Source organism: Sphingomonas sp. (genome assembly GCF_030145815.1).
Lineage (GTDB): Bacteria > Pseudomonadota > Alphaproteobacteria > Sphingomonadales > Sphingomonadaceae > Sphingomonas.
Genome location: NZ_JAIXHL010000015.1, coordinates 52,022 through 66,085, shown reverse-complemented (window position 1 = coordinate 66,085; position 14,064 = coordinate 52,022). Strand labels below are relative to the sequence as shown.

At 65.1% G+C, this 14,064-nt stretch carries 13 protein-coding genes; 9 read left to right on the top strand and 4 right to left on the bottom strand.

Annotation, left to right across the window (positions count from 1 at the left end):
• Positions 1–3 precede the first annotated feature (3 nt).
• Both KYX69_RS14425 and KYX69_RS14420 read right to left on the bottom strand, forming a co-directional pair.
• Complete coding sequence (locus KYX69_RS14425; RefSeq protein WP_126003427.1) at positions 4–1,191, bottom strand: thiolase family protein; 1,188 nt, start codon at positions 1,189–1,191, stop codon at positions 4–6.
• Positions 1,188–1,595 (bottom strand): Zn-ribbon domain-containing OB-fold protein, encoded by a 408-nt coding sequence (locus tag KYX69_RS14420; protein WP_126003426.1) that lies wholly within the window; start codon positions 1,593–1,595, stop codon positions 1,188–1,190. Before KYX69_RS14420 ends, KYX69_RS14425 begins: the two co-directional genes overlap by 4 nt.
• 168 nt (positions 1,596–1,763) lie before the next feature.
• Between KYX69_RS14420 and KYX69_RS14415 the strand changes: the two genes are divergently transcribed.
• The 3 genes from KYX69_RS14415 to KYX69_RS14405 are packed head-to-tail and all read left to right on the top strand — an operon-like array spanning position 1,764 to position 5,363.
• Complete coding sequence (locus KYX69_RS14415) at positions 1,764–2,783, top strand: aldo/keto reductase (RefSeq protein WP_126003425.1); 1,020 nt, start codon at positions 1,764–1,766, stop codon at positions 2,781–2,783.
• Positions 2,780–4,135 carry an MFS transporter gene (locus KYX69_RS14410; protein WP_300498498.1) on the top strand — a complete coding sequence of 452 codons (1,356 nt, stop codon included), beginning with the start codon at positions 2,780–2,782 and terminating at the stop codon, positions 4,133–4,135. Before KYX69_RS14415 ends, KYX69_RS14410 begins: the two co-directional genes overlap by 4 nt.
• Positions 4,113–5,363 carry an MFS transporter gene (locus KYX69_RS14405; RefSeq protein WP_164523211.1) on the top strand — a complete coding sequence of 417 codons (1,251 nt, stop codon included), beginning with the start codon at positions 4,113–4,115 and terminating at the stop codon, positions 5,361–5,363. The genes KYX69_RS14410 and KYX69_RS14405 overlap by 23 nt, the downstream gene beginning before the upstream one ends.
• A gap of 4 nt (positions 5,364–5,367) precedes the next feature.
• On the opposite strand, the gene KYX69_RS14400 is transcribed toward KYX69_RS14405, so the two are convergent.
• On the bottom strand, positions 5,368–6,219 hold the full coding sequence (locus KYX69_RS14400) for an SDR family oxidoreductase (protein WP_126003422.1): 852 nt from the start codon (positions 6,217–6,219) through the stop codon (positions 5,368–5,370).
• A 156-nt stretch (positions 6,220–6,375) separates the two neighbouring features.
• Here KYX69_RS14400 and KYX69_RS14395 point away from each other — a divergent pair, with 156 nt between their 5' ends.
• The 3 genes from KYX69_RS14395 to KYX69_RS14385 are packed head-to-tail and all read left to right on the top strand — an operon-like array spanning position 6,376 to position 10,738.
• Entirely contained in the window at positions 6,376–7,467 is a 1,092-nt protein-coding gene (locus KYX69_RS14395) for an acyl-CoA dehydrogenase family protein (protein WP_300498495.1), read from the top strand.
• Positions 7,467–8,675, top strand: a complete 1,209-nt coding sequence (locus KYX69_RS14390) for an acyl-CoA dehydrogenase family protein (protein WP_126003420.1) — start codon at positions 7,467–7,469, stop codon at positions 8,673–8,675. Before KYX69_RS14395 ends, KYX69_RS14390 begins: the two co-directional genes overlap by 1 nt.
• 11 nt (positions 8,676–8,686) lie before the next feature.
• On the top strand, positions 8,687–10,738 hold the full coding sequence (locus tag KYX69_RS14385) for a 3-hydroxyacyl-CoA dehydrogenase NAD-binding domain-containing protein (protein WP_300498493.1): 2,052 nt from the start codon (positions 8,687–8,689) through the stop codon (positions 10,736–10,738).
• Here KYX69_RS14385 and KYX69_RS14380 read toward each other — a convergent pair.
• Positions 10,726–11,325: a TetR/AcrR family transcriptional regulator gene (locus KYX69_RS14380; RefSeq protein ID WP_164523210.1), complete on the bottom strand. Its 600-nt coding sequence runs from the start codon at positions 11,323–11,325 to the stop codon at positions 10,726–10,728. The two genes, KYX69_RS14385 and KYX69_RS14380, sit on opposite strands and share 13 nt — an antisense overlap.
• Before the next feature lie 132 nt (positions 11,326–11,457).
• Between KYX69_RS14380 and KYX69_RS14375 the strand changes: the two genes are divergently transcribed.
• Genes KYX69_RS14375 through KYX69_RS14365 form a run of 3 tightly spaced genes read left to right on the top strand, consistent with a single transcriptional unit; the run spans position 11,458 to position 14,038 of the window.
• On the top strand, positions 11,458–12,192 hold the full coding sequence (locus KYX69_RS14375) for an SDR family NAD(P)-dependent oxidoreductase (RefSeq protein ID WP_300498491.1): 735 nt from the start codon (positions 11,458–11,460) through the stop codon (positions 12,190–12,192).
• Positions 12,192–13,187 carry an NADPH:quinone oxidoreductase family protein gene (locus KYX69_RS14370; RefSeq protein WP_126003630.1) on the top strand — a complete coding sequence of 332 codons (996 nt, stop codon included), beginning with the start codon at positions 12,192–12,194 and terminating at the stop codon, positions 13,185–13,187. Before KYX69_RS14375 ends, KYX69_RS14370 begins: the two co-directional genes overlap by 1 nt.
• Positions 13,184–14,038: a TauD/TfdA family dioxygenase gene (locus KYX69_RS14365; protein WP_300498488.1), complete on the top strand. Its 855-nt coding sequence runs from the start codon at positions 13,184–13,186 to the stop codon at positions 14,036–14,038. The genes KYX69_RS14370 and KYX69_RS14365 overlap by 4 nt, the downstream gene beginning before the upstream one ends.
• Positions 14,039–14,064: the final 26 nt, after the last annotated feature.

Below are 14,064 nucleotides of genomic sequence, written 5' to 3'. Positions count from 1 at the left end.
CACCTACTCTCGCACCAGCAGCATGCAGCCCGCCAGGGGGCCACCGGCCGTGCAGTTTACGCTCACCCTCACATCGCCGGGCACTTGCCGCGCGCCGCCGCGCTCCCACAACTGGGTACAGGCCTCGTGCAGCTGACCATAAGCATGCAGGCGTCCGGCCGAGAGCTGACCTCCCCCGGTGTTGATCGGCATCTCACCCTCGATCGCGATCCGCTTGCCGCCTTCGACGAAGGCGGCGGCGTCGGCGTGGTCGCAAATTCCCATCGACCCGAGCCAGGCCAGCGTATGGTAGGTGAAGCCGTCATAGAGCTGCGCCATGTCCAGATCGGCAGGCGTGAGATCGGTGCGCGACCACATCATCTTCGCCACCGACTGGGTCGCCTGCGTCGCGGGCGTCTCGATCTGCGACCAGCTGTAGCGGCGATGGAGTGCCGACCCGACCGCCTCGATGCGCAGCACCGGGTTGCGCAGATCGCGCGCAATCTCACGGCGCGATACGATCAGCGCCACCGCGCCATCGCACGGCACGTCGCAATCATAGAGGTGCAGGGGCGTGCATATGAGCGGGGATGCCAGATAGTCGCCGATCGTGATCGGGTCGCGATACACCGCTTTGGGATTGCGCGCCGCGTTGCGCCGGTTGTTGACCGCGATCCAGCCGACCTGGTCGGGCCGCGCGCCATAATCGTGGATGAACCGCTGGAAATAGAGCGATTGCTGTACCGCCGCCGAGAGCGCCCAATAGGGCGCCCATTCGGCAAGCTGGCCATGAGCGCGCTCATGCCCCTTGAACAAGGCGTTGGCAAAGGTCCCGCCCTTGCGCGCCGAGGCTTCATAGACGGTGCGGAATACGAGGACATGGTTGCAAAGCCCCGCCGCGATGGCGCCGATGGCATTGAATACCGCGCCCAGCTGTCCCGGCGTTTCGCCGCCGCCCGAATACCAGTTGGGCTCGATCCGAAGCGCATCCATCAATGCGGGCACGCCGACCGGCGAAAAGCCCGAAGCATTATTGTCGCCACCGGGATAGCTCGACACGCCATCGATGTCGGCGCGCGTCAGTCCCGCATCCTCGATCGCTTCCATGCATGCGTCGATCGTGAGGTTCAGCGGTGTCTTGCTGGCGCCGCGCGATACTTCGGACATGCCGATCCCGGTGATCGCGCATTCCTTCTCGCCGTAACCGCTCATGCCGCAGGCCCGAACAGCGGTACATGGAGATCTTCGACCGTCTCGAACCGCACCGAGACCGCCATCCCGATCTCGACATCGTCCGGATCGCAGCCGACGATATTCGCCGGCAACCGCAGACCCGCCTGCTCGTCGAGTTCGACCAGCGCCAGCACATAGGGCACCGGCAGGTCCGGTACCCAGGCCTTGTAGTTGACGGTGAAGCTATAGACCCGCCCGCGTCCCGACACGGCTTGCGGCGCGACCGTACGGCTTTCGCAAGCCGGGCAGAAGCGCGCCGGCGGATGCACATGATAGCCGCAATCGGCGCAACGTGCGATCATCAGCAGCCCATCGCGACCGCCGGTCCAGAAAGGCCGGTTATCGCCATTGACCGCGGGCAGTGGCCGAACAGGGCCGTTCATCGCTTTCTCTCTCCCGCGCGCTTCTCGGACTTCTCGCCTCAACCGCAGCTAGGACCAAAAGCGCTTCCCCCGCCACCGGGGGCCGCGATTCATCGCCTATCTGTTCGCATGGGGGCTCCGCTTGGCTTTGCCGGCATGCGCGCCCACTCTCCCGATCGGGAGAAGCGGATGCGTTATTCAAGGCTCGGCGACAGCGGGCTGCTGGTTTCAAAGCTCGCCTTCGGGACGATGACCCTCGGCTCCGCGTGGAAGGGGCCTTTGGCCGCAATTGACGCGCGCGCGTGCACAACGCTCGTCAATCGCGCACTCGACTCCGGACTCAATTTCTTCGACACCGCCGACGTCTATCATCGAGGCGAGTCAGAGACGCTGTTCGGGCGGGCGCTCGGCAAGCGGCGCGGCGAAGCGGTGATCGCGACCAAGGTCGGCATGAGGATGGATCAGGGCCTGCAGAATGCCGGCCTCTCCGCCCGGCATATCCATGGATCGATCGATGCCAGCCTGTCGCGCATCGGGACCGACTGGGTCGATGTCTTTATCTGCCACCGCCCCGATCCGCTGACCCCGCTGCACGAGACGCTCACCGCGCTCGATGCCGTGGTTCGCGCGGGCAAGGCGCGCTATATCGGGTTCTCCAACTGGCCAGCCTGGCTCGCCGCCAAGGCAATCGCGATGCAACAGGCGAACGGGCTGGCCCGGTTCGTGACCGGGCAGATGTATTATTCACTCATCGCCCGCGACATCGAGCAGGAATATGTGCCGCTGGCGCTGGACGCGGGGATCGGGACGATGGTGTGGAGTCCGCTATCGAGCGGGTTCCTCTCCGGCAAATACACGCGCGATGATCCCGGGGGACAGAATGGCCGCCTGGCTTCGATGGACCTGCTGCCCTTCGACCGGGAGCAGGGTCACCGCATCGTCGATGTGCTGAAGCAGATCGCCGATGCGCGTGGGGTGCCAGTTGCTGCGGTCGCACTTGCCTGGGTACTGGAACGGCCCGCCGTTGCAACCGCCATCATCGGGTTCAGTTCTGAAGAACAGTTCGACACCAACCTCGCCGCCACCGATCTGGAGCTGACCGCCGCCGAGCGCACCGCGCTCGATACGGTGTCGGCGCCGGCAATCCCCTACCCCCAAAACTTCATCGCGCGGTTCGAGTCCGATGCGCGCGCGCAGGCGATCCTATGACCGAAACGCCCAAACATTTGCCCCGCCATGTGATGCTCGCGCTTGCCGGGCCCAGCATTCCGCTGGCAGCGCTCAGCCTTCCTTTGGTCATCTATCTCCCTGCTTATTATTCCGGGACGCTCGGGCTGGACCTCGCGATGGTCGGCACGGTGTTCATGGTCGTCCGCCTGCTCGATATCGGGTTCGATCCGTTTATCGGCGGGGTGATGGACCGAATGAAGACCCGGTTCGGGCGCTATCGCCCGTGGCTGGCCATCGCCGCGCCCATCATCATGCTCTCAATGGGCATGCTGTTCATGGCGCGACCGGGTGTCGGTCCGCTCTACCTCACCGGCTGGCTGCTGATAGCCTATGCCGGGTGGTCGATCATGACGCTGGCGCAGCTCGCCCTCGCCGCCAATGTCTCACCAGACTATCATGAACGCTCCCGCATCTATGGCTGGTGGCAGATCGCCTTCTCGATCGGCATGATCGGGGCGATGCTCATGCCCAAGCTTGTCGGCATGGCCGGCATTACCGGGCAGGCGGCAAGCATGGCAGCGATGGCCTGGCTGGTGATCGTTCTTGCGCCCGTGATGGTCAGCATCACGCTGGCGCTGGTCCGCGAACGTCCCGTGGTGGCAGAACGCCAGGGCGGCGGACTGCGCGACTATTTGGAGATGATGCGCAACCGCACCGTTCAGCGCCTGCTTGCCTGTGAGGCATTACTCGGAATTACCGGCGGCGCGACATCGACGCTGGCGCTGTTCTACTTCACGCGGACCAAGGGGCTGGACGCGGCCGATCTGGGTCTGTTGTTCATCGTTCATGCCATCGCCGGCATGGCCTTGACGCCGCTCTGGTCGCGGCTGGCCATTGCGATCGGCAAGCATCACGCGCTGGCCGTCGCCGCGCTGGTCTATGCGGCCGGTCAGGTGGCGATCTGGGCGGTACCGGCCGGACAGCTTGTCCTGCTGTTGCTGGCCCAGGGCATCGTCGGCATCGCCTATGGCGGCTCGTCGTTGCTGCCCCGCGCAATGATCGCCGATGTCAGCGACAAGGAGCGGCTTCGTACGCGGCAGGAACGGACCGGTTTGCTCTACGCGCTGCTGATCGGGGTCTGGAAGATCGGCCAAGCCGTGTCCGTCGGCCTGATGTTCTGGGCGCTGTCGCTGTTCGCATTCAACCCCGCGCCCGGCGCCACCAACGCCGCGTCGGCAATGATGGGCCTGCAGATCCTCTATATCGGCCTGCCGATCCTCTTGTGCTGCGCGGCTGCCTGGGTCGCCTTTCGTTATCCGCTAACCGCGGCCCGTCATGCCGAAATCCGGCTCGAACTGGAGCGTATCGATGCATCACCCGTCAGCGCCTGAACCCTCGCGCGGTCAAACGCTTGCTGAATGGCGAACCGGCTGGGCGCTGGTCGTCGCAGCCTGTTGCGGCGTCGCGCTGGGCAGTGTTCAGATCTATGCGACCGGCGTGTTCGTGGCCCCGCTCGAAGCCGAGTTCGGCTGGTCGCGCGCGGACATATCGGCGGCGCTGATGGCGCCCGCGCTGCTTGGCGTAGCGTTGTCGCCCCTGTTCGGGATTTTCATCGACCGATGGGGTGCGCGGCGGATGGCGATCCCCGGCACGATCATGGTCTGTGCCACTACCGCCTCGCTGTCGCTTGCGGGTCCCTCGATCTACAGCTGGTGGGCGCTGTGGGCCGTGTTCGGGGTCGCCACGCTTTTCCTGAAGCCGACGATATGGTCGACCGCGGTATCGTCGCATTTCTCGGCCGGGCGCGGGCTGGCGCTGGCGGTCATGCTGTCGGGCACTGGCCTCGCGCAGGCATGCCTGCCGACGATCACCCGGCTGCTGATCGACGGTTTGGGCTGGCGAGGCGCATATCTTGCACTAGGCACCGGTTTTGCCTTGGTCGTCGTCCCCGTGCTCTGGTTCTTCTTTCACGACGCGCGCTTCGAACGGGATGGCAGCGGCAAGAAGATTTCCGATGCCGTGACCGGGTACACGCTGCGCGAAGGCGTCCGCACGCGGCAATTCTGGCAGCTCCTGCTTACGGCGATCATCATCACTGGCGTGATCGTCGGCTTTGTCTTTCATCTCGTGCCGTTATTGTCGGAAATGGGGCTGAGCCGCGCGAACGCGACCTATGCCGCCGGGATCGCCGGCATCTTCTCGATCATCGGACGGCTGGGGGTGGGGTTCATGCTGGACCGGCTGCCCGGTCCGCCGGTCGGCGCCATCAGCGTTGCGTTGCCGATCATCGCCGCAGCGCTGCTGCTCGCTTTCCCTGGCTCGGTTCCGATGGCGATCGTCGCCATCGCGTTTCTCGGCCTGTGTATCGGTGGCGAATATGATTCGGTCATCTATCTCTCCACGCGCTATTTCGGGATGCGCAGCTTCGGCAGCCTGTTCGGCTGGATCACGTCCGCGCTGCTCGCAGGCGTCGGGCTGGGACCGTGGATCGCGGGAACGATTCGCGACGCCACCGGGGCCTATGACTTGTTTCTGTGGATCGTCATTCCCCTGGCCGGTCTCTCCGCGCTGCTGCTCGGGACCTTGGGCCGATATCCGGACCATGGCCCGGCAGCCTGAATGATCAGCCGCGCGCGGCCTTGTCGCGCGCGTCGATCCCGCGGGCAGCAGCCTTGGCGTCCGCCCATTGCGCGTCGCTCCACTCGGTCAATGCCGAGAAATTCTGTCCCGTGCCTTGCCAGGCGGCCCCGTCGATCGCGATGGTCTGCCCATTGATGAACTCGGCGCCCGGCGCGAGCAGGAATATGGCCAGATTGCCCAGTTCCTGCGGCGTGCCGTGGCGCCCCATCGGGTTCCAGCCGAAGCGGCTGTCGCCCGTGGGATTGAGGCGCGCGCTGGCCCCTTCGGTCTCGAACGGGCCGGGGCAGATCGCATTGAGCCGGATGCCGCGCCCGCCCCATTCCACTGCCAGGCTTTGCGTCATGACATGAACCCCGGCCTTCGACATGGCCGAGGGCACCGCGAAGGGGGATCCGTTCCACACCCAGGTCGCCAGGATCGACACGACCGATCCCTTGGTTCCTCCGGCGAGCCACCGTTTGCCACAGGCTTGCGTCATCTGGAACGTGCCCTTGAACACGATGTCGGCGATGGCATCGAACCCGCGCATCGACAGGTCCTCCGTCCGGGCAAGGAAATTTCCGGCGGCGTTATTGACGAGTCCGGTAAGCGGACCGCTGGCCCAGATCGTATCGAGCATCGCCTCGATCGCCTCGGACGACTTGATGTCGCACACGATCGGGATCGCGCCCGTCCCCAGTTCCGCCGCGGCTTCCTCGAGCACCGAGGAACGGCGGCCGCACAGATAGACGGTTGCGCCGAGCGCGACACAGGCCCGCGCGATCTCCTTGCCCAGGCCACTGCCCCCGCCGGTGACAAGGATACGGGAATTCCGCAACAACCCCTCTGCAAACATCGCCCTTCTCCTTCCCCACGGGCTTGGCGCGCCGGAGGTCCAAAGGTCAACGCGTTGCGCAGCACATATCGGATACTTGGCGCGAGCACGCGCCAGCCCTTTACGCGCCGCCCTCCAATGGATCAGGGACAGATGCAAAGGAGTGGATGAACGACCATGCCCTATCTCTATTCCGACGAGCAGAACCAGATCCGCGAAGAAGTACGTCGCACCCTGTCCGGCACGGCCGATCCCGCGACGCTACGCAGGTTGCTCGAGACCAGCGGCCAATATGATGAAGGCTATTGGCAAACGGCGCGCGACATGGGCTGGACCGCCATGAATGTCGCCGAGGCCGATGGCGGTTTGGGGCTCTCGCTGGTCGAGACCATGATCGTGGCCGAAGAAACGGGGCGGGTGCTGGCAGGCGCACCGTTTCTGGCAACCGGCTTCGCCGCGGCGCACGCGCTCAAGCTCGGGGACGAGCCCGAATTGCTTGGCGCGCTTGCCGGCGGCCAGAAGATCGTGGCCCTTGCCTTCAGCGAAGGAAACGAGCCGCTCCCCCTCGACCCTGCCGTGACAATCGGGCCCGACGGCCGCGTTGCCGGTGAGAAGACCGCGGTTCTGGGCGGCGCCGTTGCCGATATGGCACTGATCCTGTGCCGCGACGCGGGCGGCGTCCCGGCGATCGCGCTGATCGACCTCAACAGCGCCGGCGTGACCCGCGCTGCCATCCCCAGCATCGACAACAGCCGCTGCCTCGCCGCCTTGTCATTCGACGGCGCAACCGCAACGGTGCTGCCGTTGAACGACGCAGCGCTGGTCGCCCGGCAATGCCTCGCGCGGCTCGCGCTGCACCTCGCATCGGAGGGGGTCGGCGGCATCGAAGCTTGCCTGAAAATGGCCGCGGACTATGCCAATCAGCGTCAGGCATTCGGTCAGGCGATCGGTAAGTTCCAGGCGGTGAAGCACGCCATCTCGGAAATCTATGTCGCGAACGAACTGGCGCGCGCGTCGGTTCTCGATGCGGCGGTGCGGCTCGAAAATGGCGATGATGATGCCGAAGCCTATGTCGCGGCGGCACGGCTGAACGCGAACCATGGCTATGACTATGCCGCTGCAGCAACCACCCAGGTCCATGGCGGTATCGGCGTGACCTGGGAGGCCGAGCCCCACCTCCACTATCGCCGTGCACGCAGCCTCGCGCTGGAGGCGGGCGGCGCGACTTATTGGGAAGACCGCATCGCCAGCTATCTGGAGGCCGCATAATGTCCGATCTGAATGCCTTTCGCAGCCAGGTCCGCACCTGGCTTGCCGGTCATGCCGCAGAGTTCGGCGTAGAAGCGCGCCGCGGCTTGAGCGAAGCCGACGACCTTGCCCTTGCCCGTCGCTGGCAGCGCACCAAATATGATGCCGGCTATGCCGGCATCTCCTGGCCGAAAATCTATGGCGGCGCCGGCCTGAGCGAACTTGAGCAGGCAATCTTCGCCGAGGAAGAGGCCAAGTTCAATTTCGGCACCAGCTATTTCGGCATCTCGCTCGGCCAGCCGATCCCGGTCATGCTGAAATATGCCTCCGAAGATCTGCGCCAGCGTTTTGCGCATCCCGCGCTGAAGGGCGAGGAAATCTGGTGCCAGCTCTTTTCCGAGCCCGCTGCGGGGTCTGATCTTGCAGGCATCCGGTTGCGCGCCGTTCGCGACGGCGACGACTGGGTTCTCAACGGACAGAAATTGTGGACGAGTTGGGCGCAATATTCCGATTATGGCGTGATCGTCACCCGAACCGATCCGACCGTCGCGAAGCATAAGGGCCTGACCTATTTCTGGCTCGACATGAAGACGCCGGGCATCACCGTTCGCCCCATTCGCCTCGCCAATGGCGAGGAGGATGTGAACGAGGTGTTCTTCGACGAGGTTCGCATTCCCGACAGCCAACGGCTCGGACCGGTCGGCGGCGGCTTCGGCGTTGCGATCGATACGCTAATGATCGAACGCTATTCGGCCGCGGACGAGGCCGGGTTCGGCCCTGCGCTCGATTCATTCGTTTCGCTGGCCAAGGCAACGACGATCGACGGCAAGCCCGCGATCGAGGACGGACGCACCCGCCGGGAGATCGCCAATGCGTTCCGCCAGCAACGCGCGCTGGTCGCGATCCGCACCAAGACGTTCATGGCGCTGCAGGAAGGAGCCGAGCCGGGTGCCGAAGGATCGATCCACAAGCTGGTGTCGATGCGCTTGCGGCAGCGGCTGTCAGCAGCCGCGATGGATCTGAAGGGTGCGATGGGCGCAGAACTCGATCCGCATGCCTTTCCCAAGGACGACTGGGCGCATAGCTGGCTGACCGTTCCCACGCTGCGCATCGCGGGCGGCGCGGACGAAATGCTGCTCAACACCATCGCCGAAAGGCTGCTTGGTCTTCCCCAGGATTATCGCCCCGACAAGGCGGTGCCGTTCGACCAGATCCAGCCCAGCCGCTGACGGAGCATGCAATGACTGCAATCAATGAGGGTACCTCACTCACCATCGAGGATGGCGTTGCCATCGTCACGCTGGACTTTCCTCCCGTCAACGCAATGTCTCCCGCCCTGATGGACGGCCTATACGACGCGCTGATGGCCGCGCTGAGCGACGATGCGGCGAAAGCGATCGTGCTGATCTGCGCGGGCCGTACCTTCATTGCTGGCGCCGACCTCAAATCGCTGGGCAAGGTTCAGCCCAAAGTCGATTTCTTCGCGTTGCAGGACAGTATCGAGAACAGCCCCAAGCCGACCGTGGCGGCGCTGCATGGCACGGCGCTTGGCGGCGGCATGGAAACTGCGCTGACCTTTCACTACCGCATCGCGGTCCCATCGGCGCGGATGGGTCTGCCTGAAGTCAATCTGGGCCTGCTACCCGGCGGCGGCGGTACACAGCGCCTGCCGCGCATCACCGGCGCGGAGGCCGCGCTGGACCTGCTGATCAGTGGACGGCAGGTCGGCGCGAAGGAAGCGTTGACCATCGGGCTGATCGACCGGCTGGCGGCCGAAGGCGCGTTGCGCGAGGACGCGATCGCCTTTGCGAAGGAATTGGTCGATGCAGGGGAGCCGCCCAAACGGATACGGGATTCCGAGGCCAAGGTGGCTGCAGATCGCGAGGATGCAAGCCTGTTCGACCGGTTCCGCACATCGCACGCAAAGCAACTAAATGGTCTAGACGCCCCGCAGGCAATCGTCCGCTGCGTCGAGGCAGCGGTCGCGGGTCCATGGGAAAAGGGTCTCGCGATCGAGCGTACCGAATTCCAGACACTGCTGGCCGGTCCGCAATCGGCCGCGCTCCGCCATGTCTTCATGGCCGAACGCGCTGCGCAGAAGATACCCGGATTGCGCGCCGACTTGCCGCTGATCCCCGTCACCAAGGTCGGCATCGTCGGCGCCGGTACGATGGGGAGCGGCATCGCGATGGCGTTCCTTGCCGCCGGATTCGCAGTGACGATCGTGGAGACGCAGCAGACAGCACTGGACCGGGGTGTGGCGCATATCACGGCGACGCTGCAATCGCGGGTTGAGCGCGGCAAGCTCGCGGCAGACAAGGCGGAGGCACAGATCGCGGCGCTGACCCCGACGCTCGATCTACCGGCGCTCGCGGACGCCGATCTGGTGGTCGAGGCGATCTTCGAGAATCTGGCGGCGAAGCAGGCCTTGTTCGGCACGCTCTCCGCTATCGTTCGGCCCGACACGATTCTCGCGACCAATACCTCGTTCCTCGATGTCGACGCCATCGCCGCCAGTGCGGTCGGGCCCGAGCGCGTGCTCGGGATGCATTTCTTCTCCCCGGCCAACGTCATGCGGCTGCTCGAGGTGGTGCGAGCCGCAAAGACCAGCGAAGCGGTGCTTGCGAGCGTGATGGCCCTGGCCAAGAAGCTCGGCAAGGCGGCGGTCGTCTCCGGCGTCTGTTTCGGATTTATCGGCAACCGGATGCTGGCGGCGCGCCAGATCCATGCCGATGCGATGGTGCTGGCGGGGGTACTGCCCTGGGACATCGACCGGGTATTGACCGGGTTCGGCTTTCCGATGGGGCCGTTCGCGATGCTGGATCTTGCCGGACTCGATATCGGCTGGGAGGGCGACACGGACAGCGTCAAATCGCGCCTCGTCGCAGCTGGCCGCAAGGGACAGAAGAGCGGCGCTGGCTACTATGACTATGAGAACAAGACGCCCTGGCCTTCGCAGACGACACTCGATGTGATCGCCGACCTCGCAAGCGTAGCTCCCGGATCAATCCACATTTCCGACAGGGAAATCCTCGATCGGCTGTTGCTGCCGATGATCAATGAGGGCGCAAAGATCCTGGAGGAAGGGATCGCGCTACGTGGGTCCGACATCGATCTGGTATGGATCACCGGCTATGGCTGGCCCGCGCAGACGGGCGGACCCATGTTCCATGCCGACGCGATCGGGCTGACCCATGTCGTGGACGGACTTCGCCGAATGGGGGTCGAGCCTGCAGCGCTATTGCTCAAGCTCGCATCGGAAGGCGGTTCGCTGGCCGCCTATGCGGGCTGATCGTCCAGCAGCGCGGCAAGCTCCTCCGAAACCAGATCCAGCCCGGCTTCCACATCGATCGCGGCGTCGTCTTCCGCCGCTGTGCTGGCGAACTGGTCGATCCGGGCGAGCGTGAGAGCAAGCCGCGCGCGATCGCGCGCGTCGAACGTCGCCAGGGCCGGAAACCGCTCGGCAAGCGTCGTCGACACGAGGGCGCGGTGCTCGCGCAACAAGGCGCGCGCGTCCGCATCACTCGCCAGGCCGAGGTGAAACAGCGGCATCGCATCCCGATGCCGCTTGAGCGCAGCGACATATTCGCTCAGCCAATGCCGGGCGGCGGCAACATCGACAAGCGGTGCATCGCACAGCTCGCGGAAGATCAGTCGTACGCCGCGCATATTGGCGGCGAGCAACTCACGCAGGATCGCGTCCTTGTTCGCGAAGTGAAGATAGAGGGTCGCCCGCCCGACCCCCGCCACCCGCGCAATCTGGTCGATCGAAGTCTCGGCGACACCATGCTCGTAGAAACACTGGCGCGCAGCGTCGGCGATACGGCGACGCGTGAGGCGCCGCTGCTCCTGCCGGGTGACCGGCCGCTCGAGGCTCACCGGCGGCCCCTTGTCCAATGCATATGTGATCGCTGGTCCATGACAATGGACAGGTGGCAGTTGGCTGGACGATTGTCCAGCCAAGGAGAGTTGGATGAACCACGCAATGCCTCGCAACCGTGGCGCGAGACCATGACCGGCCGTCTCCAAGGCAAGATTGCGCTCGTCACGGGCGGCAGTCGCGGAATGGGTCGCGAGATGGTCCTCGCCTTCGCTCGCGAAGGGGCGGACATCGTCATCGCCAGCCGCAAACTCGACTCATGCCAGGCAGTCGCGGCGGAGGTCCGTGCGCTCGGCCGGCGCGCACTCCCCCTCGCCGCGCATGCCGGTGAATGGAGCCAGATGGAGACGCTCGCCGACGCGGCCTGGAGCGAATGGGGACGGGTCGATATACTCGTCAACAATGCGGGCATGTCCCCGGTCGAACCCAGCAGCTTGGCCACCAGCGAAGCGCTGTTCGACAAGATCATCGCAGTGAACTTCAAGGGGCCGTTCCGTCTCGCCGCGCTGCTCGGCACGCGAATGCGCGAGGCCGGCGGCGGATCGATCATCAACGTCTCGTCGCTGGGCGCGAAGAACCCGCAACCGGGCATCATCCCCTATGCCGGCGCCAAGGCCGCGCTCAATGCGATGACCTTGGGCCTCGCACGCGAGTTTGCCCCGACGGTGCGCGTCAACACGATTTCGCCGGGTATGTTCGCAACCGACATCGCGCGGCACTGGGTGAATACCGCGGCGATGGAGGCAGGCATCCCGATGAAGCGGTTCGGACAGCCCGACGAGATCGTCGGCGTCGCCTTGTACCTGGCATCCGACGCCGCTTCCTACACCACCGGTGCCGATATCGCGGTTGGGGGCGGTATATGATGCGGGCGCTGCTCAGTCACCTCCCCGGCGGGCCGGAAACGCTCGTGCTTGAGGAAAGGCCCGACATCGCCCCCGGCCCTGGCGAAGTGCTGATCGATGTGCATGCCGCCGCGCTCAACTACCCCGACATCCTGCTCATCCAGGACCTCTACCAGATTCGCCCGCCGCGCCCCTTCGCACCGGGGTCGGAAGTCGCAGGCGTGGTGCGGGCGGTCGGCAGCGGCGTTACCCGCTTTCGTGTCGGCGAGCGGGTCATCGGCACGGCAGCATGGGGCGGCCTTGCGACCCAGTTCATCGTTCCCGAAGTGAATTGCATCGCAATCCCGGCGGGCATGCCATTCGATGAAGCCGCCGCCCTGATCGTCACCTTCGCGACCAGCCATTATGCACTGCGCGACCGGGCAGCGCTTCGTCCCGGAGAAACGCTGCTCATACTGGGTGCGACCGGCGGCGTCGGCGTCGCGGCGATCCAGCTTGGCAAGGCATTTGGCGCGCGCGTCGTCGCGGCTACGTCCTCGCCCGAAAAGGCGGCGCTCGCGCGTGATCAGGGTGCGGATGCAACGATTGTCTACCCGGCGGATCTGTCGGGTCGCGACAGCCAGCGCGCGTTCACGGACGCCCTGAAAGCCGAGGGACCGATCGACGTGATCCTAGATCCCGTCGGCGGCCCGCTCAGCGAAGCCGCTGTGCGAAGCATCGGGTGGCAAGGACGACATCTGATCGTCGGTTTCACCGCGGGGATTCCGACGCCTCCTCTCAATCTGCTGCTGCTCAAGGGCGCGTCGTTCGTCGGGGTCTTCTACGGCGATTTCACCCGCCGGAACCCGGACAGGCGGAACGAATATCTGTCGGAAATTGTCGCGCTGCACGCTGCCGGAGCGATCCGTCCGCATATTTCCCGGCGCCTGCCGCTCGAGCGCGCCGCCGAGGGGCTCGCGGCATTGGCCGAACGGTCGGCAACCGGAAAAATCGTCATCGAAATAGGTGCCAAATGAGAATCAACCGGCTTCATCCCCAGTTTTTCGGCGAGGTGGTGGACCTCGACCTTTCGCAATCGTTGCACGACGATCAGGTTGCGGTCCTGCAGCGGGCGATCGACGAACATGCCGTGCTGGTCTTTCGCGATCAGCAGGCGATGGATGACGATGCGCAGATCGCGTTCAGCGCGTTGTTCGGCCCGCTCCAGCATTCGATCACGGTTCATCGCAAGGACACCGAACGACGCCTGAAACGCGACGAACTCAGCGACATCTCGAATGTCGATGAAGCGGGACAGAGGCTGGCCGCGGACGACCGGCGCAGGCTGCTCCAGAAGCCCGCACGGCTGTGGCATACCGACAGCTCGTTCCGGAATCCGCCGGGGCGCTACACATTCCTGGCAGCGCGGACGCTTCCACCTGAAGGCGGTGATACCGAATTCGCGGATATGCGCGCGGCCTATGATGCGCTCGATCAATCCACCCGAGACCGGATCGCAACGCTCATCGTCCACCATTCGCTCGACCGGTCCCGTCGCCTGGCAGGCGCTCCGACCCTGAGCGAGGAAGAAGCACGCAACCTGCCGGGCGCGGAGCATCCGTTGGTGCGGCGCCATCCCTCGGGCCGCGACGCCCTCTATCTGGCTTCGCATGCCGAACGGATCGTTGATTGGCCGGAAGGTGAGAGTCGCGCGCTGCTCGACGCGCTTACCGCGCATGCGACCAGTGCGCCTTTCGTCCATCGCCATGTCTGGCGCGATGGCGATCTGGTGATGTGGGACAATCGCTGCACGATGCACCGCGCCACCCCGTTTCGGGACGATCTTTACCGTCGCGACATGCGGCGAACCACCGTGGCGGACGAGTAGCCACAGCGATTTCTGACGGTTCATCA

What these genes read in the sequence shown, in the direction of transcription:
- KYX69_RS14425 (WP_126003427.1), bottom strand. Translation starts at nt 1,191, where the DNA reads ATGAGCGGTTACGGCGAGAAGGAATGCGCGATCACCGGGATCGGCATG.
- KYX69_RS14420 (WP_126003426.1), bottom strand. Translation starts at nt 1,595, where the DNA reads ATGAACGGCCCTGTTCGGCCACTGCCCGCGGTCAATGGCGATAACCGG.
- KYX69_RS14415 (WP_126003425.1), top strand. Translation starts at nt 1,764, where the DNA reads ATGCGTTATTCAAGGCTCGGCGACAGCGGGCTGCTGGTTTCAAAGCTC.
- KYX69_RS14410 (WP_300498498.1), top strand. Translation starts at nt 2,780, where the DNA reads ATGACCGAAACGCCCAAACATTTGCCCCGCCATGTGATGCTCGCGCTT.
- KYX69_RS14405 (WP_164523211.1), top strand. Translation starts at nt 4,113, where the DNA reads ATGCATCACCCGTCAGCGCCTGAACCCTCGCGCGGTCAAACGCTTGCT.
- KYX69_RS14400 (WP_126003422.1), bottom strand. Translation starts at nt 6,219, where the DNA reads ATGTTTGCAGAGGGGTTGTTGCGGAATTCCCGTATCCTTGTCACCGGC.
- KYX69_RS14395 (WP_300498495.1), top strand. Translation starts at nt 6,376, where the DNA reads ATGCCCTATCTCTATTCCGACGAGCAGAACCAGATCCGCGAAGAAGTA.
- KYX69_RS14390 (WP_126003420.1), top strand. Translation starts at nt 7,467, where the DNA reads ATGTCCGATCTGAATGCCTTTCGCAGCCAGGTCCGCACCTGGCTTGCC.
- KYX69_RS14385 (WP_300498493.1), top strand. Translation starts at nt 8,687, where the DNA reads ATGACTGCAATCAATGAGGGTACCTCACTCACCATCGAGGATGGCGTT.
- KYX69_RS14375 (WP_300498491.1), top strand. Translation starts at nt 11,458, where the DNA reads ATGACCGGCCGTCTCCAAGGCAAGATTGCGCTCGTCACGGGCGGCAGT.
- KYX69_RS14370 (WP_126003630.1), top strand. Translation starts at nt 12,192, where the DNA reads ATGCGGGCGCTGCTCAGTCACCTCCCCGGCGGGCCGGAAACGCTCGTG.
- KYX69_RS14365 (WP_300498488.1), top strand. Translation starts at nt 13,184, where the DNA reads ATGAGAATCAACCGGCTTCATCCCCAGTTTTTCGGCGAGGTGGTGGAC.